Origin of the sequence: Streptomyces hygroscopicus, assembly GCF_026168105.1 — a bacterium.
Taxonomy (GTDB): domain Bacteria; phylum Actinomycetota; class Actinomycetes; order Streptomycetales; family Streptomycetaceae; genus Streptomyces; species Streptomyces hygroscopicus_D.
Window position 1 is genome coordinate 16031 of sequence record NZ_LBMW01000011.1, and the last position, 20063, is coordinate 36093.

17 protein-coding genes are annotated in these 20063 nt (G+C 71.4%); 14 read left to right on the plus strand and 3 right to left on the minus strand.

All coding sequences use genetic code 11. The features are described 5' to 3' along the window. Nucleotides 1-5: 5 nt before the first annotated feature. A complete protein-coding gene (locus AAW14_RS13485; RefSeq protein WP_265563540.1) occupies nt 6-1382 on the minus strand; it encodes an FAD-binding oxidoreductase in 1377 nt (458 codons plus the stop codon). Between the two features lie 104 nt (nt 1383-1486). After that, on the minus strand, nt 1487-3289 hold the full coding sequence (locus AAW14_RS13490) for a glycoside hydrolase family 15 protein (protein ID WP_265563542.1): 1803 nt from the start codon (nt 3287-3289) through the stop codon (nt 1487-1489). Nucleotides 3290-3771: 482 nt separating this feature from the next. Between AAW14_RS13490 and AAW14_RS13495 the strand changes: the two genes are divergently transcribed. From AAW14_RS13495 to AAW14_RS13545, 11 genes are all read left to right on the plus strand, one after another. Then, nucleotides 3772-5433, plus strand: a complete 1662-nt coding sequence (locus AAW14_RS13495) for a CTP synthase (protein ID WP_265563544.1) — start codon at nt 3772-3774, stop codon at nt 5431-5433. Between the two features lie 85 nt (nt 5434-5518). After that, nucleotides 5519-6145, plus strand: a complete 627-nt coding sequence (locus AAW14_RS13500; RefSeq protein ID WP_265563546.1) for an NUDIX domain-containing protein — start codon at nt 5519-5521, stop codon at nt 6143-6145. Nucleotides 6146-6337: 192 nt separating this feature from the next. Beyond that, complete coding sequence (locus AAW14_RS13505) at nt 6338-8407, plus strand: tetratricopeptide repeat protein (RefSeq protein WP_265563548.1); 2070 nt, start codon at nt 6338-6340, stop codon at nt 8405-8407. A 134-nt stretch (nt 8408-8541) separates the two neighbouring features. Then, on the plus strand, nt 8542-9666 hold the full coding sequence (gene ald / locus AAW14_RS13510; protein WP_265563550.1) for an alanine dehydrogenase: 1125 nt from the start codon (nt 8542-8544) through the stop codon (nt 9664-9666). Nucleotides 9667-10075: 409 nt separating this feature from the next. Further along, entirely contained in the window at nt 10076-11209 is a 1134-nt protein-coding gene (locus AAW14_RS13515) for a ParA family protein (protein ID WP_265563552.1), read from the plus strand. Continuing rightward, entirely contained in the window at nt 11194-11757 is a 564-nt protein-coding gene (locus AAW14_RS13520; RefSeq protein ID WP_265563555.1) for a hypothetical protein, read from the plus strand. The genes AAW14_RS13515 and AAW14_RS13520 overlap by 16 nt, the downstream gene beginning before the upstream one ends. A 686-nt stretch (nt 11758-12443) precedes the next feature. Further along, entirely contained in the window at nt 12444-13424 is a 981-nt protein-coding gene (locus AAW14_RS13525; RefSeq protein WP_416223299.1) for a segregation and condensation protein A, read from the plus strand. Further along, nucleotides 13421-14092: an SMC-Scp complex subunit ScpB gene (scpB, locus tag AAW14_RS13530; RefSeq protein ID WP_265563557.1), complete on the plus strand. Its 672-nt coding sequence runs from the start codon at nt 13421-13423 to the stop codon at nt 14090-14092. Before AAW14_RS13525 ends, scpB begins: the two co-directional genes overlap by 4 nt. Continuing rightward, nucleotides 14092-15159: a pseudouridine synthase gene (locus AAW14_RS13535; protein WP_265563559.1), complete on the plus strand. Its 1068-nt coding sequence runs from the start codon at nt 14092-14094 to the stop codon at nt 15157-15159. Before scpB ends, AAW14_RS13535 begins: the two co-directional genes overlap by 1 nt. Before the next feature lie 178 nt (nt 15160-15337). Continuing rightward, nucleotides 15338-16057, plus strand: a complete 720-nt coding sequence (locus AAW14_RS13540) for an NUDIX domain-containing protein (protein ID WP_265563560.1) — start codon at nt 15338-15340, stop codon at nt 16055-16057. Next, on the plus strand, nt 16054-17076 hold the full coding sequence (locus tag AAW14_RS13545) for an ADP-ribosylglycohydrolase family protein (protein WP_265563563.1): 1023 nt from the start codon (nt 16054-16056) through the stop codon (nt 17074-17076). Before AAW14_RS13540 ends, AAW14_RS13545 begins: the two co-directional genes overlap by 4 nt. Before the next feature lie 15 nt (nt 17077-17091). Here AAW14_RS13545 and AAW14_RS13550 read toward each other — a convergent pair whose 3' ends face one another. Then, nucleotides 17092-17586: a Rieske (2Fe-2S) protein gene (locus AAW14_RS13550; RefSeq protein ID WP_265563565.1), complete on the minus strand. Its 495-nt coding sequence runs from the start codon at nt 17584-17586 to the stop codon at nt 17092-17094. A gap of 179 nt (nt 17587-17765) precedes the next feature. Between AAW14_RS13550 and aroH the strand changes: the two genes are divergently transcribed. The 3 genes from aroH (at nt 17766) to cmk (ending at nt 20046) form a co-directional block, all read left to right on the plus strand. Continuing rightward, the gene (gene aroH, locus AAW14_RS13555; protein WP_265563567.1) at nt 17766-18128 is read left to right on the plus strand and encodes a chorismate mutase; all 363 of its coding nucleotides are present in this window, start codon (nt 17766-17768) and stop codon (nt 18126-18128) included. After that, nucleotides 18125-19219, plus strand: coding sequence for a prephenate dehydrogenase (locus AAW14_RS13560; RefSeq protein ID WP_265563569.1), 1095 nt, complete (start codon nt 18125-18127; stop codon nt 19217-19219). The genes aroH and AAW14_RS13560 overlap by 4 nt, the downstream gene beginning before the upstream one ends. Nucleotides 19220-19350: 131 nt before the next feature. After that, nucleotides 19351-20046, plus strand: a complete 696-nt coding sequence (cmk, locus tag AAW14_RS13565; RefSeq protein WP_265563571.1) for a (d)CMP kinase — start codon at nt 19351-19353, stop codon at nt 20044-20046. Nucleotides 20047-20063: the final 17 nt, after the last annotated feature.

Genomic DNA, 20063 nt, shown 5'->3' on the forward strand with positions numbered 1-20063 from the left:
CGGCGTCAGGCCGGCGGGATGTTGTGGTTGTACCGGAACACGTTGTCCGGGTCGTACCGGCGCTTCACCCGTGCCAGCCGGTTGAGGTCGCCGGTGCCGAGGCCGGCCACCACCCGGTCCCTGCCCTCGTCCCCGATCAGGCCGACGCGGACGGCGCCGGTCCGCCAGGGCCGGACATCGGCGTGCAGGTCCTCCGCCCACCGGAGGGCCCGCTCGTCGTCCTCGGGGTCCTCCCAGCGCGCGAACGGCTGCACGGCCCAGGTCGCGTCCCGGTGGGGGACCGGGTACGTGGGTGGCCCGGAGCCGAGCGCCCCGCCGAGCGGGAACAGCATCTGCCGGCAGGCCATGGCAGCGGGCATCGCGCGGGCGCAGAGGCCGTCGATCAGCTCGTCGGGCAGCCCGGTCAGATACTCCGACGACCAGTGGTTCCGCATCCCGGGCGGCGTGTCGAACATGCGCTGGAGTTCCGCGTACGGCATCGCGCCCAGGGCGAGGGACTCGTGCGGCAGCGCCGGCAGCGGGCGGACGAGCCCGCGCAGGCCGTCCGCGTCGCCGGCATAGGTGACCAGCGCACCGCACAGTGGCCTGCCCACCAGGTACTCGGGCACGAACGGTTCGGGCAGGCCGGTCAGCCGCAGTACGGCGCCGCTCGCCTGCGGCGGTCCGCCGGCGATGAGGTCGCGGTGCAGCCGGACGGCTTCCGGGCCCCGCTCCGGCGGGAACAGGATCAGGGCGACGGAGAACTCGGACAGCTCGTGCAGCCTGAGGGTGAGCGCGGTGGCCACGCCGAAGTTGCCGCCGCCGCCGTGCAGCGCCCAGAACAGCTCGGAGTTCTCCCCGTCGCTCGCGTGGAGGATGCCGCCGTCCGCGGTCACCAGGTCCACACCGAGCAGGTTGTCGACGGCGGGGCCGAAGAGCCGGTCCAGCCAGCCGCTGCCACCGCCGAGCACGAAGCCGCCGACCCCGGCCGTGGAGATCCGGCCGCCGGTGGTCGCGAGCCCATGGGGCCGGGTGGCGCGGTCCAGATCGCTCATCAGGGCACCGCCCTCGACCCGTACCGTGGCGGAGCCGGGACGGACCGTGACCCGGCGCATCCGGCGCAGATCGACGACCACGCCGTTGTCGTTGACGGCCATGCCCGCGACGCTGTGGCCGCCGCCGCGCACGGCGATCTTCAGGTCCAGATCCCGGGCGAAGCGGACGGCCCGGACGACATCGGGCTCGCCCCGGCACCGCGCGACCACCGCCGGACGGCGGTCGATCCGCGCGTTGAAGACGGTCCGGGCCTCGTCGTAGCCCGGATCACCGGGGGCGAAGACCTCGCCCGCCAGATCGGCGCGGAGCGCGGCGAGCGCCGCGCCCGCCTTCGACAGGGCAGCCATGACAGCCGCCCCCTTCCCGCAGGGGACGGACAGACTGCCTTCAGCCTAGGCGGGCGGGGCGCACCGGTCCCGTGCAACTTCGGGGACGGCGTACGAGGCCGGGCTCAGCCGCCGTACGCGCCGGACGCGGTCAGGCGCAGCGCGGTGTCGATCAGCGGGACGTGGCTGAAGGCCTGCGGGAAGTTTCCGACCTGGCGCTGCAGGCGCGGGTCCCACTCCTCGGCGAGCAGACCCAGGTCGTTGCGCAGGGCGAGCAGCTTCTCGAAGAGCTTGCGGGCCTCGTCCACGCGGCCGATCATCGCCAGATCGTCCGCCATCCAGAATGAGCAGGCGAGGAACGCGCCCTCGTCGCCCGGCAGGCCGTCCACGCCCTCCTCCTCGCCCGAGGTGGGGTAGCGCAGGATGAAGCCGTCGGCCGTGGACAGCTCGCGCTGGATCGCCTCGATCGTGCCGATCACACGCTTGTCGTCCGGCGGCAGGAAGCCCATCTGCGGAATCAGCAGCAGCGAGGCGTCCAGCTCCTTGGAGCCGTACGACTGCGTGAAGGTGTTGCGCTCCTTGTCGTAGCCCTTCTCGCACACGTCCCGGTGGATGTCGTCGCGCAGCTCGCGCCACTCCTCCAGGGGGCCGTCGGCGTCCCCGGACTCGATCAGCTTGATCGTGCGGTCGACCGCGACCCAGGCCATGACCTTGGAGTGCACGAAGTGACGGCGCGGCCCGCGCACCTCCCAGATGCCCTCGTCCGGCTCGTCCCAGTGCTGCTCCAGGTAGCGGATCAGCCTCAGCTGGAGCAGGGAGGCGTAGTCGTTGCGCGCCAGACCCGTCATATGGGCCAGGTGCAGGGCCTCGGTGACCTCGCCGTACACGTCCAGCTGCAGCTGGTGCGCGGCGCCGTTGCCGACGCGCACCGGCGCCGAGTTCTCGTAGCCCGGCAGCCAGTCCAACTCGGCCTCGCCCAGTTCCCGTTCGCCCGCGATGCCGTACATGATCTGCAGGTTCTCGGGGTCCCCGGCCACGGCCCGCAGCAGCCACTCGCGCCAGGCACGGGCTTCCTCGCGGTATCCCGTGCGCAGCAGCGAGGACAGGGTGATCGCCGCGTCACGCAGCCAGGTGTAGCGGTAGTCCCAGTTGCGTACGCCGCCGACCTCCTCCGGCAGCGAGGTCGTGGGCGCGGCCACGATGCCGCCCGTCGGAGCGTAGGTGAGCGCCTTGAGCGTGATCAGGGAACGGATGACGGCCTCACGGTAGGGGCCGTGGTACGTACAGTGCTCGACCCACTCCCGCCAGAACTCCTCGGTCGCCTCCAGTGACTGCTCTGGCTCCGGCATCGGTGGCGGCTCCTTGTGCGAGGGCTGCCACGAGATCGTGAACGCGATCCGGTCACCCGGCGCGACGGTGAAGTCCGCGTATGTGGTCAGAGACTTTCCGTAGGTCTCCGCCTGCGTGTCGAACCACACGGAGTCGGGGCCGGCGACGGCCACCGTGCGTCCCTCGTGCTTGTGCACCCAGGGCACCACGCGTCCGTACGAGAACCGCATCCGCAGCGCCGACCGCATCGGCACCCGGCCCGTGACGCCCTCCACGATCCGGATCAGCTGCGGGGCGCCGTCACGCGGGGGCATGAAGTCGATGATCCGGACCGTGCCGCGCGGGGTGTCCCACTCGGACTCGAGGATGAGGGACTCGCCCCGGTAGGACCGCCGGGTCGCCGTCGGAGGCTGGGCGTCCGCCGCATGGGCCGGCCCCAGGCGCCAGAAGCCGTGCTCCTCCGTGCCGAGCAGGCCCGCGAAGACGGCATGGGAGTCGAAACGGGGCAGGCACAGCCAATCCACGGTGCCGTCCCGGCAGACCAGCGCCGCGGTCTGCATGTCTCCAATGAGTGCGTAGTCTTCGATGCGCCCGGCCAATGCAACTCCAGTCGAACGGCCACGTCGCCCCAGGCGGGGCGGTCGCTCTTTGCGGTCATGGGGTCGGTGAGAACGCCGTTGTTCACCGACCCATTCGGAAATGAAGCAGTCGATGTTCAACGAACTGACGAGCTCTTGTTGTTTCCGGTGACGGGCGGGGGTGGTGCCGTTCGCCGGGAGTGCTCGGCAGCGAGTGTCCGAGCAGGATACGACGCACCTCGGTGATCCGCGTGCCCCTCCGGGCAACGCGGCTGGTCCGAACGAGTGGGCCACGAGGGACTGCCGCGCGTCCATGGTGACACGTGTGCGGAGTGTGGCCGGAAGCAGTCGCCTCCTGGCGCTGATACGCTGGTAGCCCGTGGACCGGTGGGCTCGAAACCCCCGAACCGCAGCGACGGCACCCCCCGGAGGATTCCGAAGATCCCTCGGAGGAACAGCCGCACCGCACCTCATACCGCGACCACGGGAGCCCCCTCTTGGCCATGCCGCCCAAATCCACGACGACCAAGCACATCTTCGTCACCGGGGGTGTCGCCTCCTCGCTCGGCAAGGGCCTGACGGCGTCCAGCCTCGGCATGCTGCTCAAGGCACGGGGTCTGCGCGTCGTCATGCAGAAGCTCGACCCGTATCTGAACGTGGATCCGGGCACCATGAACCCCTTCCAGCACGGTGAGGTCTTCGTCACCAACGACGGCGCCGAGACCGACCTGGACATCGGACACTACGAGCGCTTCCTCGACCGTGACCTGGACGGCTCCGCCAATGTCACTACAGGGCAGGTCTACTCCACCGTGATCGCCAAGGAGCGGCGCGGCGAGTACCTGGGCGACACGGTGCAGGTCATCCCGCACATCACCAACGAGATCAAGCACCGCATCCGGCGCATGGCCACCGACGAGGTGGACGTCGTGATCACCGAGGTCGGCGGCACGGTGGGCGACATCGAATCGCTGCCGTTCCTGGAGACCGTCCGTCAGGTCCGTCACGAGGTCGGCCGGGACAACGTCTTCGTGGTGCACATCTCACTGCTGCCGTACATCGGCCCCTCCGGCGAGCTGAAGACCAAGCCGACCCAGCACTCGGTCGCGGCCCTGCGCAACATCGGTATCCAGCCGGATGCGATCGTCCTGCGCTGCGACCGCGAGGTGCCGACCGCGATCAAGCGCAAGATCTCGCTGATGTGCGACGTCGACGAGGCCGCCGTCGTGGCCTGCCCCGACGCCCGCTCGATCTACGACATCCCGAAGGTCGTGCACTCCGAGGGCCTGGACGCCTACGTCGTCCGCAAGCTGGACCTCCCCTTCCGCGACGTGGACTGGACGACCTGGGACGACCTGCTCGACCGCGTCCACAACCCCGAGCACGAGATCACCCTCGCCCTGGTCGGCAAGTACATCGACCTGCCCGACGCCTATCTGTCGGTGACCGAGGCGCTGCGCGCGGGCGGCTTCGCGAACAAGGCCCGGGTGAAGATCAAGTGGGTCACCTCCGACGACTGCAAGACCCCGGCGGGCGCGAAGAAGCAGCTGTCGGACGTGGACGCGATCTGCATCCCCGGCGGCTTCGGCGACCGCGGTGTCTCGGGCAAGGTGGGCGCGATCCAGTACGCCCGCGAGAACAGGATCCCGCTGCTCGGCCTCTGCCTCGGCCTGCAGTGCATCGTGATCGACGCCGCGCGCAACCTCGCCGACATCCCGGACGCGAACTCCACCGAGTTCGACGCGGCGACCGCCCACCCGGTGATCTCCACCATGGCCGAGCAGCTCGACATCGTCGCGGGCGAGGGGGACATGGGCGGGACGATGCGTCTGGGCATGTACCCGGCCAAGCTCGCCGAGGGCTCGATCGTGCGCGAGGTCTACGACGGCAAGGAATACGTCGAGGAGCGCCACCGCCACCGCTACGAGGTGAACAACGCCTACCGTGCCGAGCTGGAGAAGAAGGCGGGCATCGTCTTCTCCGGCACGTCGCCGGACGGCAAGCTCGTGGAGTACGTCGAGTACCCGCGCGAGGTGCACCCTTACCTGGTGGCGACGCAGGCGCACCCCGAGCTGCGCTCCCGCCCGACCCGGCCGCACCCGTTGTTCGCGGGGCTGGTGAAGGCGGCCGTCGAGCGCAAGAACGGCAGCAAGAACGGCGAGTGACGCAAGAGCGGTACGGTGGCCGGGGTACGCGTCCTTCGGGAGGCGTACCCCGGTTCGCGTCAGGGCGTGGGAGGAACAGGGCGAGATGACGATCAAGGACACCCCCGAGGAGTGGGAGGTCAGGGCGAGTGAGACCCCGTTCGTCGGCAGGAAGACCTCCGTCCGCGCCGACGACGTGCTCATGCCCGACGGCTCGGTCGCCCGCCGTGACTACCAGGTCCACCCCGGATCGGTCGCCGTCGTCGCCCTCGACGACCGGGGCCGCGTACTGGTGATCCGGCAGTACCGGCACCCCGTACGCCACAAGCTCTGGGAGATCCCGGCCGGTCTCCTCGACGTCCCCGGTGAGAACCCGCTGCACGCCGCCCAGCGCGAGCTGTACGAGGAGGCGCACGTCAAGGCCGAGGACTGGCGGGTGCTGACCGACATCTTCACCTCGCCCGGCGGCTGCGACGAGGCCGTACGCGTCTACCTCGCCCGCGATCTGTCCGAGGCGGAGGGCGGGCGCTTCGAGGTGGAGGACGAGGAGGCCGAAATGGAGCTGGCGAGGGTGCCGCTGCAGGAGCTGGTGCGCGGGGTGCTGGCAGGGGACCTCCACAACACCTGTCTCGTCGTCGGCGTGCTCTCGCTGGTCGCCGCGCAGCAGGGCGACGGGCTGGACGCCCTGCGCCCGGCCGGGGCACCGTGGCCAGCGCGGCCGTTCGAGGCCTGAGGCCGACGGAACGGCCCCTCGTCCCGGGCCGCACGCCCGTCCGGCACCGTCGGTCGTACGATCGCCTGATCCGATCGGGGGATGTGTCCGCCATGCTCTGCCGGGATCGTCGCAGAGCGTGAACTAGGCTCTGGAATCGACCCGCCCCAAGGCCCGGCGGGCCCGTGGGCGCTGTGGACGGGAGCGAGGCCCGTGACGGATCAGGCGGTCGAGACAGGCGGCGGCGAGCTCCCGGAGAGCAAGCGGAATCCCGCCGCCGCGGACGATCACTTTCTCGGCCGTACACGGGAGTTGAAGGAACTCCGGGCCGACATCGAACGCGCGGGCCTCGACACCCTCTCCGGTCGTAAGGCCCCCCGCGCGCGTGTGCTGCTCATCGCGGGACGGCCCGGCTCCGGGCGCACCGCGCTCGCCGAGGAACTGGTCCGCCAGGTCGCGCACCATTACGAGGACGGTGTGCTGCGTGCCCGCCTCAGCGAGCCCGACGGCACCCCCGTACCCACCGAGCGCACGGCCCGGGAACTGCTGACCGCCCTCGGCCTGCCCACCCCGCCCGGCGCCGCCGAGGACGAACTGGGCCAGGCGGTGCGCGAGGGCCTCGCGGAGCGTCGCGCCCTGCTCCTGCTGGACGACGCGGTGAGCGCGGAGCAGGTCGACACGCTGCTGCCGGACACGCCCGAGTGCCTCGTCGTCGCCGTCTCCGGGGGCCCGCTGACCGGCATCGCGGACGTACGCCCCTGCACCCTCGGCGGTCTGGACACCAAGTCCGCCCTGGAACTGCTCACCCGGTACACCGGAGCGGTGCGCATCACCGTGGACCCGCGCGCCGCCGAGGGGCTTGTCGAGGTGTGCGCCGGGCAGCCCGCCGCGCTGGTCCTCGCCGGCGGCTGGCTGGGCGCGCATCCCAAGGCCGCCGTCGCCGATCTCGCCCGGCATCTGCGCAGCGGGGACGAGGACGGGCCGCCCCTGGCCCGCGTCTTCCGGCTCCTGTACGAGGGACTGCCGAGCGCCGCCCGGCGGATGCTGCGACTGCTCTCCCTCGCCCCCGCGGGTCTCGTCGACCCGCACACCGCATCCGCGCTGGCCGGCTGTTCGGTGGAGGCCGCCCGCACCGTCCTCGACGACTTCGCCTCCCTCGGTCTCCTGCGGGGCATCGACTCCCCCCTGCCGCAGTACGAGGTCCCCGGCTGTCTGCTGCCCCTGCTGCGCGCGCTCGCTGCGAACGAGGACCGCCCGGCCGAGCTGCAGCTGGCCCGTGCCCGGGTGCTGGAGCGGACCGTACGGCTGCTCCAGTCCTGCCGTGCGATCACCGAGACCGACAGCCGGCAGGCCCGTGAGAAGCTCGCCGGCCTGCCGCGGGCCCTGCGCTTTCCGAGCCCCCGGGCGGCCGAGGACTGGCTGCGCATCCGGCAGCCCGCGCTGCTGGCCGCGGCCCGGCTCGCGGTCGCCGACGGGGAGCTGGACACCCTGGCCCGTCGCCTCATGGCCGCCCTGGTGAGGGCCCTGGTCGCGCACTTCGGCACCCGGGCGGCCGCACCCGAGCTGTACGGCATCCACCGGCTGGTCCTCGGCATCGCCGAGCGCCGCGACCTGCCCCGTGAGCAGGCGGCGGCCCTGCTGAACCTCGCGGACCTGGACGCGCAGACCGGCCGTACCGTCGAGGCGCTGGCCCGCTACCGGGCCGCGCTGGACGCCGGACGGCGGGCGAACGACCCCTATGCGACGGGCCGTGCGATGGAATCCGTAGGCGGTGCCCATCAGGAGCTTGGGGACTACGACCGCGCCGCCGACTGGTACGGCCGGGCCCTCGCCCAGCGGCTGGCCCGCGACGAGCGCGCCGAGGCGGCCCGGCTCTACGGCCGCATCGCCGCCGTCCACACCTACGCGGGCCGCTACGGCGAGGCGCAGCGTCACTGGCGCGCGGCGATCGCGGGGCACCGCAGGAACGGCGATGTGGCCGCCCATGCACGGGCGTTGAGCGAACTGGCCCGTGTCCAGGAGTACGCCGGCCGGCCCGAGGAGTCGCTGCACACCTGCCATGAGGCGGTCGAGTGGGCGCGGAGCGCACAGGACGTGCGACTGCAGGCGGCGCTGCAGCTCAGGCTGGCCGACACGCTGGAGCGGCTCGGCGACCCGGCGGCGGCCCGTCTGCATCGCGGGGCCGCGGAGCGCATGCTGGCCAAGGAGGAGCAGGAGAGCGACCCGGACCCGGCACATGGCGCTAACGCCTGCGAAATCCGCAGTGCATCCGTCGAAGATTGATGCAATGAAAGGCTAGACAGCGGGAACACCTTCATTAGACTGGCTTTGCCGCGCGTTCCCCTGCGGTACCTCCTGATGTGCCCTGTCTGCCTGGGTATGTCGTGTAATACCCCCCATTCTCTGAGTCAAGGACCGTGATCGACGTGAAGGTCGGCATCCCCCGCGAGATCAAGAACAACGAGTTCCGGGTGGCGATCACCCCCGCCGGCGTGCACGAGCTGGTGCGCAACGGCCACCAGGTCGTCGTCGAGCGGGACGCCGGCGTCGGCTCCTCGATCCCGGACGAGGAGTACGTGGCGGCCGGGGCGCAGATCCTGGACACCGCCGACGAGGTCTGGGCCACCGCCGACCTGCTGCTCAAGGTCAAGGAGCCCATCGCCGAGGAGTACCACCGGCTCCGCAAGGACCAGGTCCTCTTCACCTACCTGCACCTGGCCGCCTCCAAGGAGTGCACCGACGCGCTGCTGGAGTCCGGCACCACGGCCATCGCGTACGAGACGGTCGAGCTGTCGAACCGCGCCCTGCCGCTGCTCGCCCCCATGTCCGAGGTCGCGGGCCGGCTGGCCCCGCAGGTCGGCGCCTACCACCTGATGCGTGCGGCCGGCGGCCGTGGCGTGCTGCCCGGCGGCGTCCCCGGCGTCCCCGCCGCCAAGGCGGTCGTCATCGGCGGCGGCGTGTCCGGCTGGAACGCCGCGCAGATCGCCATCGGCATGGGCTTCCACGTCACCCTGCTCGACAGGGACATCAACAAGCTCAAGGAGGCGGACAAGATCTTCGGTACGAAGATCCAGACCGTCGTCTCCAACACCTTCGAGCTGGAGAAGGCCTGCCTCGAGGCCGACCTCGTCATCGGCGCCGTGCTCATCCCGGGCGCCAAGGCCCCGAAGCTGGTCACCAACGAGCTGGTGTCCCGGATGAAGGCCGGCAGTGTCCTTGTCGACATTGCGATCGACCAGGGCGGCTGCTTCGAGGACTCCCGTCCGACCACGCACGCCGAGCCGACCTTCAGGGTCCACGAGTCGGTCTTCTACTGCGTCGCCAACATGCCCGGCGCCGTCCCCAACACCTCCACCTACGCGCTGACGAACGCCACGCTGCCCTACATCGTGGAGCTCGCCAACCGCGGCTGGGTCGAGGCGCTGCGCCGCGACGCCTCCCTGGCCAAGGGCCTCAACACCCATGACGGCAAGGTGGTTTACAGGGAGGTCGCCGAGGCGCACGGCCTGGAGCACGTGGAGCTGGACTCCCTGCTCGGCTAGACCGGCCACGGCCCGGGTTCGAATTCCCGGCACCAAAAGGCGATAGGTCAACTCGCCTCGTCAACACCGCGCAGCCGGCCGGACCTTGCCCGACAAGGTCCGGCCGGATGTGTGTATGGTCACTTTGCGACACTCGTTCAACTCGCGTCGAACGCAACCCTTTAACCGTTTCGCACACCGGTGAAACCTGGCGAACGGAGCCCGGACACCCTTGACAGCGGGATGTTTCATTGCCGACACATCGGGCCGGGTCCGGCGGATTGTGTTGCTGCGGACCGCCGACACGCCATAGAGTCGCCAACCGTCGGCATGGTGCCACGCTGACCTATCTAGAAGTTTCCTGGTCACCAAGGAGGTAAGACGACTTGTGAATGAGTCGACATTTACTCCCGGGGGTGGTCAACCAGGAATGCCTGCGCGGGGCGCGGTCCCCACGGGGCTCGAGGCTGTCGGCTCCGTCGCTGTCCGTACCTTCGCAGCCCACCAGAGCCAGAGCCCCCACCTGGCTCAGACAGCACACAAGAGCATGGATGGCCAACACGTGAACGCCATGGCCGGCAACGGAAGTGGCGAGGTCCACACCCACTTCGCCGACTACGACGAACTGCCCGACGGGCACTTCTACGACCCCGACGCCGAATACGAGCCCGACCCCGAGTACGCGGCCACGCTCGCGCCCGACGCGGCCCGCCAGCGCCGCGAGCGCATCGGCCCGACCGGCCGCCCGCTGCCGTACTTCCCGATCCCGGGCCCGCTGACCGACCACGGCCCGGCGAAGATCATCGCGATGTGCAACCAGAAGGGCGGCGTCGGCAAGACGACGTCGACCATCAACCTGGGCGCCGCGCTCGCGGAGTACGGACGCCGGGTGCTGCTCGTCGACTTCGACCCGCAGGGCGCGCTGTCGGTGGGTCTCGGCGTCAACCCCATGGAGCTCGACCTCACCGTCTACAACCTGCTCATGGAGCGGGGCATGTCCGCGGACGAGGTCCTGCTGAAGACCGCGGTCCCGAACATGGACCTGCTGCCGAGCAACATCGACCTGTCGGCGGCCGAGGTCCAGCTGGTCTCGGAGGTCGCGCGCGAGTCGACCCTCCAGCGCGCCCTCAAGCCGCTGATGCCGGACTACGACTACATCGTCATCGACTGTCAGCCCTCGCTCGGCCTGCTCACCGTCAACGCGCTCACCGCGGCGCACAAGGTGATCGTGCCGCTGGAGTGCGAGTTCTTCGCGCTGCGCGGTGTCGCACTGCTCACCGAGACCATCGAGAAGGTCCAGGAGCGGCTCAACCCCGAGCTGGAGCTCGACGGCATCCTCGCCACGATGTACGACTCCCGGACCGTGCACAGCCGGGAGGTCCTCGCGCGCGTCGTCGAGGCGTTCGACGACCACGTCTACCACACGGTGATCGGCCGGACCGTGCGCTTCCCGGAGACCACGGTCGCCGGTGAGCCCATCACCACCTACGCCTCCAACTCCGTCGGTGCCGCCGCCTACCGCCAGCTCGCCAGGGAGGTGCTCGCCCGGTGTCACGCCGAGTGAGTCTGCCGGGGGCCGACGAACTGTTCCGTACCACCGGGGGAACGGCGCTCCAGGCGTCCACCCCCAGGCGCCAGGTCAACGGCGAGGCCCGGGTGCCGGCTCCCGCGGGCGAGGGCGACGCCACGGCCGCGGCGGAGGACGCACCGCCGTCGGTGCCCGTGCAGGGCGGTGACGGGGAAGGCGATGAGCACGTCGCGGCGGATTCCGCGGAGGCGGAGGCCGGGGAGTCCCGCACGCGCTCCGCGACCGCGGAGCGCCAGCCGGCGCAGGAAGGTTCTGCCGGGTCCTCTGCGGCCCAGCCGCGCAAGCGGGGGCGTGCCGCCGGGCGGCGGCCCAGCGGGCGTGAGCGGCACGACGAGAAGATCACCGTGTATGTGTCCGCGGAGGAGCTGATGGACCTCGAGCACGCGCGTCTCGTGCTCCGCGGTGAGCACGGGCTCGCCGTGGACCGGGGGCGGATCGTGCGCGAGGCGGTCGCGGTGGTGCTGGCCGATCTGGAGTCCCGGGGGGACGCGAGCATCCTCGTACGTCGGCTTCGGGGGCGGTAAGCAGGTAGCCTGCGACGGCCATGACCTCGTACGAATCCGGCTCCGCCGGGCGCCGCCGGGTGCTGGGACTCGGGCCCGGGGCTGCACCCCGGGCCGTTACGCCTGCGGCGGAGTGCACGTCGCCGGCCGAGGAGGACTCCTCGCCCGCGCGTGATGACGACTTCCGCTCACCCGTATCCCCCGGCGGCACGTCTGCCCCGGGCGTCGGTGTGGCCGAAGAGGCGCCGCCCACAGCCGACCCCGCGCCGGAACCCGTCACCGAGGAGCCCGCGTCCGGTTCGGGCGCGCCCTGCGGCGACGAGACGGAGCCTCAACCGGACCTCGCGCGCGACCGGGCGCCTGCCGCGGCCTCTTGGACCGGCGCGACCGAGGCGGCCGGTGTGACCGTGGCGGCCGGTGCGGCGGAGGCGGCCGGTGTGATCGGTGTGACCGGGACGGCCGGTGTGATCGAGGTGACCGGTGCGGCGGAGGCGGCCGGTGTGACCGTGGCGGCCGGTGCGGCGGAGGCGGCCGGTGTGACCGTGGCGGCCGGTGCGGCGGAGGCGGCCGGTGTGACCGTGGCGGCCGGTGCGGCGGAGGCGGCCGGTGTGACCGTGGCGGCCGGTGCGGCGGAGGCGGCCGGTGTGATCGGTGTGACCGGGACGGCCGGTGTGATCGAGGTGACCGGCGCGACCGAGGCGGCCGGTGTGACCGAGGCGGCCGGCGAGGCGGAGGCCTCCGTGGCGACCGAGTCCGGCTCGGCGGACCCGGCGGGTGCCGTCGGCTCCCGCCCGGAGCCGGGAGCTTCGGCCGAGGGGCGCCCGGCCGCCGAAGTCCCTGCCGAGTCCGAACCCGAACCGGCGGACGGGGTCTTCAAGGTTCGGCTGGCCAACTTCGAAGGGCCCTTCGACCTCCTCCTCCAGCTCATCTCGAGGCACAAGCTCGACGTCACCGAAGTCGCGCTGTCCAAGGTGACCGACGAGTTCATGGCGCACATCCGGGCCATGGGGCCGGACTGGGACCTCGACCAGACCACCGAGTTCCTGGTCGTCGCCGCGACGCTGCTCGATCTCAAGGCGGCGCGGCTGTTGCCCGCCGCCGAGATTGAGGACGAGGCCGACCTCGCGCTCCTCGAAGCACGCGACCTGCTGTTCGCGCGGCTCCTCCAGTACCGCGCCTACAAACAGATCGCCGAGATCTTCAACCGGCGGAACGAGGACGAGGCGCGGCGCCATCCCCGTACCGTCGGCCTCGAACCCCAGCACGCCGAGCTGCTGCCCGAGGTCGTCATCAGCATCGGGCCCGAGGGGTTCGCCCGGCTCGCCGTCAAGGCGATGCAGCCCAAGCCCAGACCACAGGTGTACGTCGACCACATCCACGCCCCGCTGGTGTCCGTCCAGGAGCAGGCCCGGATCGTGGTCGAGCGGCTGCGGGAACTCGGCGAGGCCAGCTTCCGTGCACTCGTGGAGGACGCGGACGACACCCTTACGGTCGTCGCGCGCTTCCTCGCGCTGCTCGAGCTGTACCGCGAGAAGGCCGTGACGCTGGAGCAGGAGGCCGCCCTCGGGGAGCTGACCGTGCGCTGGACGGGCGGCGACGGGGACGAGACACCGCAGGTCACGGACGAGTTCGACCGGCCGCCCGAGGCCGTGGACCGGAGTGCCGCCAAGACGGAGGAGAAGGCATGAGCGAGGAGACCGCCGAGGTTCCGGCCGGCCTGAACGCCGTGGCCGGCCTGGACCTCAAGCCCGCCCTGGAGGCCGTCCTCATGGTCGTGGACGAGCCCGCCACCGAGGAGCACCTCGCGAAGATCCTGGAGCGTCCCCGGCGGCAGATCGCCGATGCGCTCAGGGAACTCGCCGACGAGTACACCGTGCAGGGGCGCGGGTTCGAGCTGCGGTTCGTGGCGGGCGGCTGGCGCTTCTACACCCGGGCCGACTTCGCCCCTGCCGTGGAGCGATTCGTGCTCGACGGCCAGCAGGCCCGGCTCACCCAGGCCGCCCTGGAGACCCTCGCGGTGGTCGCGTACCGTCAGCCGGTCAGCCGCAGCCGCGTCTCGGCGGTGCGCGGAGTGAACTGCGACGGTGTCATGCGCACGCTCCTGCAGCGCGGCCTGGTCGAGGAGGCGGGCACGGAACCCGAAACAGGTGCGATCCTGTACAGGACGACGAACTACTTCCTGGAGCGGATGGGCCTTCGCGGTCTGGACGAGCTTCCGGAACTCGCGCCCTTCCTCCCGGAGGCGGAGGCGATCGAGGCCGAGACCCAGGAGGGCGTTCCGTCGTTCGACCCGGACGCTCTGGATGCTCCGGACGCAGACGACGACCACACGACGAACACGACGACGGAACTTTGATGCGAAGCAGCGGCAGCGGCAAGAGCGGCGGGCGCGGTAACTACCGCGGTGCCGGCAACAACAGGGACGAGCGGCAGGGGCAGGGCCGTCCCCGCAAGCCCCGCCCCGAGGAGCGCCGCTACGACGTGGGCCCCGGCGCCTCACAGGACGGCCCCAAGTCCGGGCGTGGCTCGGACGCGCGCGGCGGCGCCAAGGGCGGCCCCAAGCAGTCCCCGCAGCGCGGTGGCGGCCGTACGGCGCCCTCGCGCTCCCGTGAGTACGAGACGCGCGCCGAGGAGCGCAACCGCGAACGGTACGCGGGCAAGAAGGACATCAAGCTCCCCAAGACCTTCCCGGGCGCCGAGCAGGAGGGCGAGCGGCTGCAGAAGGTGCTCGCGCGCGCCGGGTACGGCTCCCGGCGTGCCTGCGAGGAGCTGGTCGAGCAGGCGCGGGTGGAGGTCAACGGCGAGATCGTCGTCGAGCAGGGGCTGCGGGTCGACCCGGAGAAGGACGAGATCAAGGTCGACGGGCTGACCGTCGCCACGCAGTCGTACCAGTTCTTCTCCCTGAACAAGCCCGCCGGGGTCGTCTCCACGATGGAGGACCCCGAGGGGCGCCAGTGCCTGGGCGACTACGTCACCAACCGCGAGACCCGGCTCTTCCACGTGGGGCGGCTCGACACCGAGACCGAGGGCGTCATCCTGCTCACCAACCACGGTGAGCTGGCGCACCGGCTGACCCACCCCAAGTACGGCGTGCGGAAGACCTACCTCGCGCACATCGTGGGCCCCATCCCGCGCGACCTGGGCAAGCGCCTCAAGGACGGCGTCCGCCTGGAGGACGGGTACGCGCGCGCCGACCACTTCCGGGTGGTCGAGCAGACCGGCAAGAACTACCTCGTGGAGGTGACCCTCCACGAGGGGCGCAAGCACATCGTGCGCCGCATGCTCGCCGAGGCCGGCTTCCCGGTCGACAAGCTGGTGCGCACGGCCTTCGGGCCGATCACGCTCGGCGACCAGAAGTCGGGCTGGCTGCGCCGCCTGTCGAACACCGAGGTCGGCATGCTGATGCGCGAGGTGGACCTGTAGGCCGCCGGACGGCGTCCTGCGTCGGCCGGTCCCGGATCGCTCCGGGGCCGGCCGTCTTCGTCGCGCGCCGTGGTGCGCGCATTCTTTGTGCACGTGTTGTGTGCGCGCTGCCGTGGGCTGTTGTCCTTGGACCTCGCTCCAGTTATAGTCGATACGACTATTAAGGGTGGTGGGTGCCGTGCGGGGCTACGACAAGCACGCGTTCGAGCCCTCCGCCGTCACGGTCGACCTCGCCGTCCTCACGATCTGCCGGGGCGCGCTGCACGTGCTGCTCGTCGAGCGTGGACAGGAGCCGTACGCGGGCCGCTGGGCGCTGCCCGGCGGCTTCGTGCGGCCCGAGGAGTCCGCGGAGGACGCGGCCCGGCGGGAACTCGCCGAGGAGACCGGTCTGGCGGACGTCTCCGGCCTCCACCTCGAGCAGGTGCGCACCTACAGCGACCCCGACCGCGACCCCCGGATGCGAGTCGTCTCCGTCGCCTTCGCCGCGCTGCTCCCCGACCCTCCGCAACCGCATGGCGGCGGCGACGCGGCGCAGGCGCGCTGGGTGTCGTACGAGTCCGCCGGGCCGCTCGCCTTCGATCACGACCGGATCCTCGCCGACGCCCACGACCGTGTCGGCGCCAAGCTCGAGTACACCTGCCTCGCCACGTCGTTCTGCCCGCCCGAGTTCACCCTGGGCGAGTTGCAGCAGGTCTACGAGACCGTGTGGGGCACCGCGCTCGACCGGCCCAACTTCCGGCGCAAGGTCCTCGCCACTCCGGGCTTCGTCGCACAGGTCCCCGACGCCGCCCGGCTGACCGGAGGGCGCGGCAAGCCCGCAGCGCTCTACCGCGCGGGCGGTGCCACCGTCCTGCGCCCACCCCTGCTCCGCCCCACCACGGAAGGACGGCCCTCATGACCAGCACGGCCCTCGCCAGGCGCGCCGCCACCGGATCCCTGCTCGGGCTCGCCCTCGGTGACGCGCTCGGCTTCCCGACCGAGTTCAACGACGTGCCGTCGATCCTCGCCAAGTGCGGACCGTGGCGGGAGATGGAGCTGCCGAGGAAGGCGATCGTCACCGACGACACACAGATGACGCTGGCGCTCGGGCGCGGGCTTCGGACGGCCATGGACCGCGGAGTCCTGGCGCCGAAGCGGATGGAACGGCCGGTGCGCGAGGAGTTCGCCGACTGGTACCGGTCCCCGGACAACAACCGGGCACCCGGCCGGACCTGTCTGGTCGCCTGCAACCTGCTGGAGGACGAGCACCGCGCCTGGCAGGACGCCAGCCAGATCGGCTCCAAGGGGTGCGGGGCGAACATGCGTGTGGCGCCCGTCGGTCTCGTGCCGGGACTGAGCGAGGAACAGCGGGCCGGGGCCGCCCAGTTGCAGGCCGCGCTCACGCACGGCCACCCCACGGCGCTGGCCGCGTCCGACCTGACCGCCCATGCGATACGCCTGCTCGTGCAGGGCGCCGAGCCGACCGCCCTGCTGGGACTGCTGCGGTCGTACGCGTACGAGAACCGCGGCCACTACCACGAGCGGTGGCTCGGTGATCTGTGGACGCGCGCCCAGGACCCCACGCCTGAGCACTTCATCGCCCGCGGCTGGGACGAATGCCTGGAGATCCTCGAACGCCTCCAAACGGCCGTGCGGACAGTGTCGCCCGAGGTCGACCCGTGTCTGGCGACCGGTGAGGGCTGGATTGCGGAGGAGGCCCTCGCCACCGGTCTGCTGTGCTTCCTGCTCTTCCCCGACGAGCCCGTCACCGCCCTGCGCCGGGCCGCCTGCACCTCCGGCGACTCCGACTCCATCGCCTGCCTGACGGGCGCCTTCGCGGGTGCACACCTCGGTGCCGGGGCCTGGCCGCGGCAGTGGACGGACCGCATCGAGTACGGCGGCGAGTTGCAGACCCTCGGGGCGCTCTGGGACGCCTGATGTGTCCGGGTCCGCTCACACCAGCCGGATCGTGCCGCCCTCCACGGTGATCTTCTTCGGGAGCAGCGGGCCGGACGCGGGGCCGCGGACGACCGAGGCGTCGGCGATGCGGAAGCTGCTGTTGTGGCAGGAGCAGTCGATGGTGCCGTCGGCGACGGTGCCGACCGTGCAGCCCTCATGCGTACAGATCGCCGAGAAGGCCTTGAAGTCGCCCTGCGTCGGCTGGGTCACCACGACCCTCTGCTCCCTGAAGATCTTGCCGCCCCCGACCGGGATCTCGCTCGTCTTCGCCAGCTCCTGCCCTACGGTCGCGCTGCCGGACGGGCTTCCGGTCGCGCCGCCGGAAGGGCTCCCTGACGGGTCGCCGGTGGCGCTGCCGGATGCCGTGCCCGACACGGACGCCGTCGCGGAGCTGTCGCTCCTGGTGCCCTTGCCGTTGTTGCCGCATCCGGCCACGAGCACAGCCGCGCTCGTCACCAGAACCGTGCGCCGCGTCGAGCGGATCACCATGTCGTCACTCCATTCAACCGGGTCGTCACTCCATGTGACACCTGGGCATTTTTGCATTGAATGTCCGGAAGGCGAAGCAAGGAGGTGGCGTCTCGTCAGGCGGGCGGCGTGCATCCGTGTGTCGCAGGCTGACTACGCTGGTGGGCAGACGTTTCCGTACATCAGCGAGGAGCATCACCGTGGCGGTACGAGCGGTCCGGGGCGCCGTCCAACTGGAACGGGACGAGGCCGGGCACATGGACGAGCAGGTCGGCGTCCTGCTCACCGCCATGCTGGAGCGGAACGGCCTCACGGCCGACGACCTGATCAGCATCTGGTTCACCGCCACGCCCGACCTCCACAGCGACTTCCCGGCGGCCGCCGCCCGGGGGCTCGGCATCCTCGACGTACCGCTGATCTGCGCCCAGGAACTGGACATCGAGGGCGCGATGCCCCGGGTCGTCCGCATCCTCGCCCACATCGAGTCCGACAAGCCGCGCGCCGACATCGCGCACGTCTACCTCGGCGCCGCGGCCGCCCTCCGCAAGGACATCGCCCAGTGAGGACCGCACTCGTCATCGGTACGGGACTCATCGGCACGTCGGCGGCCCTCGCGCTCGTCTCGCGCGGTGTCATCGTGCACCTCGCCGACCACGACCCCGAGCAGGCCCGTACGGCGGCCGCGCTCGGTGCCGGCACCGACGAGGCGCCCGAGGGACCCGTCGACCTGGTGATCGTGGCGGCACCGCCCGCGCACGTGGCCGCCACGCTCGCCGATGCCATGCGGCGCGGCCTGGGCCGCGGCTACCTCGACGTGGCGAGCGTCAAGGGCGGGCCGCGCCGCGAGCTGGAGGCGCTCGGCCTCGACCAAACCGCCCTGTCGCAGTACATCGGCACGCACCCCATGTCGGGCCGTGAGAAGTCGGGCCCGCTGGCGGCCACCGGCGACCTCTTCGAGGGCCGGCCCTGGGTGCTCACCCCGACCCGGGACACCGACACCGAGGTGCTGAACCTCGCCCTGGAACTGGTTTCGCACTGCCGTGCCGTGCCGGTCGTCATGGACGCGGACGCCCACGACCGCGCCGTCGCGCTCGTCTCGCACATGCCCCACCTGGTCTCCAGCATGGTCGCCGCGCGCCTGGAGCACGCGGAGGAGGCGGCCGTACGACTGTGCGGCCAGGGCATCCGGGACGTGACCCGCATCGCCGCATCCGACCCCGGGATGTGGATCGACATCCTGTCCGCGAACCCGGGCCCGGTGGCAGATCTGCTCTCCGAGGTCTCCTCCGACCTGGACGAGACCGTACGGGCCCTGCGCGCCCTGCAGTCCTCCGACGAAGCAAAGCGGCGCGCGGGGGCCGACGGCATCGAGGACGTGCTGCGCCGCGGCAACGCCGGGCAGACCCGGGTGCCCGGCAAGCACGGCAGCGCCCCGCGGGCGTACGAGACCGTGGTCGTCCTCATCGACGACCAGCCCGGCCAGCTGGCCCGTATCTTCGCGGACGCGGGCGTGGCCGGCATCAACATCGAGGACGTCCGCATCGAACACGCCACCGGTCGCCAGGAGGGTCTGGTCCAGCTGATGGTGGAGCAGTCCGCGGCCCCGGCGCTGAGCGTGGCGCTGCGGGAGCGCGGCTGGACGATACGCCAGTAGGCCGAAGCCGGCCGGGCAGCCCGGCGGCCCGTCCGCCAGTCATACCGGGTCCGGCGAGCCAGTAACCTTGTGCGGGGCGCCCGTGCGTCCCGCCCGCACCCGCCACCCTGCACCAGGAAGGTGTCCCCACCGTGGAAAACGGCTCCGCCCGGACCGCCCAGGCAGTGATTGTCGCCATCGACGGCCCTTCCGGCACGGGCAAGTCGAGCACCTCGAAGGCCGTGGCCGCACAGCTCGGGCTGAGCTACCTGGACACCGGCGCCCAGTACCGGGCGATCACGTGGTGGATGGTGAACAACGGCATCGACATAACGGACCCCACGGCGGTCGCGGCGGTGGTCGGCAAGCCGGAGATCGTCTCCGGCACCGACCCGGCGGCGCCGACCATCGCCGTGGACGGCACGGACGTCTCCGGTCCGATCCGCACCCAGGAGGTCACCTCCAGGGTCAGTGCGGTCAGCGCGGTGCCGGAGGTGCGGGCCCGGATCACCGAGCTGCAGCGTTCCCTCGCCTCCGCCGCCCGGACCGGCATCGTCGTCGAGGGCCGTGACATCGGCACGACCGTGCTGCCCGACGCCGATCTGAAGATCTTCCTCACCGCCTCCCCGGAGGCGCGGGCGGCTCGCCGCAGCGGCGAACTGAAGGGCGCGGACATCCACGCCACCCGTGAGGCGCTGATCAAGCGGGACGCGGCCGACTCGAGCCGCAAGACGTCCCCGCTCGCGAAGGCGGACGACGCGGTCGAGGTGGACACCACCGACCTCACCCTGCAGCAGGTCATCGAGTGCGTCGTCACCCTCGTCGAGGAGAAGCGGGCGGGGAAGTGAGCGCCCCGTCTGTCCGC

Coding starts and splice junctions, on each gene's coding strand:
- AAW14_RS13485 (WP_265563540.1), bottom strand. CDS start 1,382: ATGGCTGCCCTGTCGAAGGCGGGCGCGGCGCTCGCCGCGCTCCGCGCC.
- AAW14_RS13500 (WP_265563546.1), top strand. CDS start 5,519: ATGACGATCAAGGACACCCCCGAGGAGTGGGAGGTCAGGGCGAGTGAG.
- AAW14_RS13535 (WP_265563559.1), top strand. CDS start 14,092: ATGCGAAGCAGCGGCAGCGGCAAGAGCGGCGGGCGCGGTAACTACCGC.
- AAW14_RS13495 (WP_265563544.1), top strand. CDS start 3,772: ATGCCGCCCAAATCCACGACGACCAAGCACATCTTCGTCACCGGGGGT.
- AAW14_RS13545 (WP_265563563.1), top strand. CDS start 16,054: ATGACCAGCACGGCCCTCGCCAGGCGCGCCGCCACCGGATCCCTGCTC.
- AAW14_RS13550 (WP_265563565.1), bottom strand. CDS start 17,586: ATGGTGATCCGCTCGACGCGGCGCACGGTTCTGGTGACGAGCGCGGCT.
- scpB (WP_265563557.1), top strand. CDS start 13,421: ATGAGCGAGGAGACCGCCGAGGTTCCGGCCGGCCTGAACGCCGTGGCC.
- AAW14_RS13515 (WP_265563552.1), top strand. CDS start 10,076: ATGCCTGCGCGGGGCGCGGTCCCCACGGGGCTCGAGGCTGTCGGCTCC.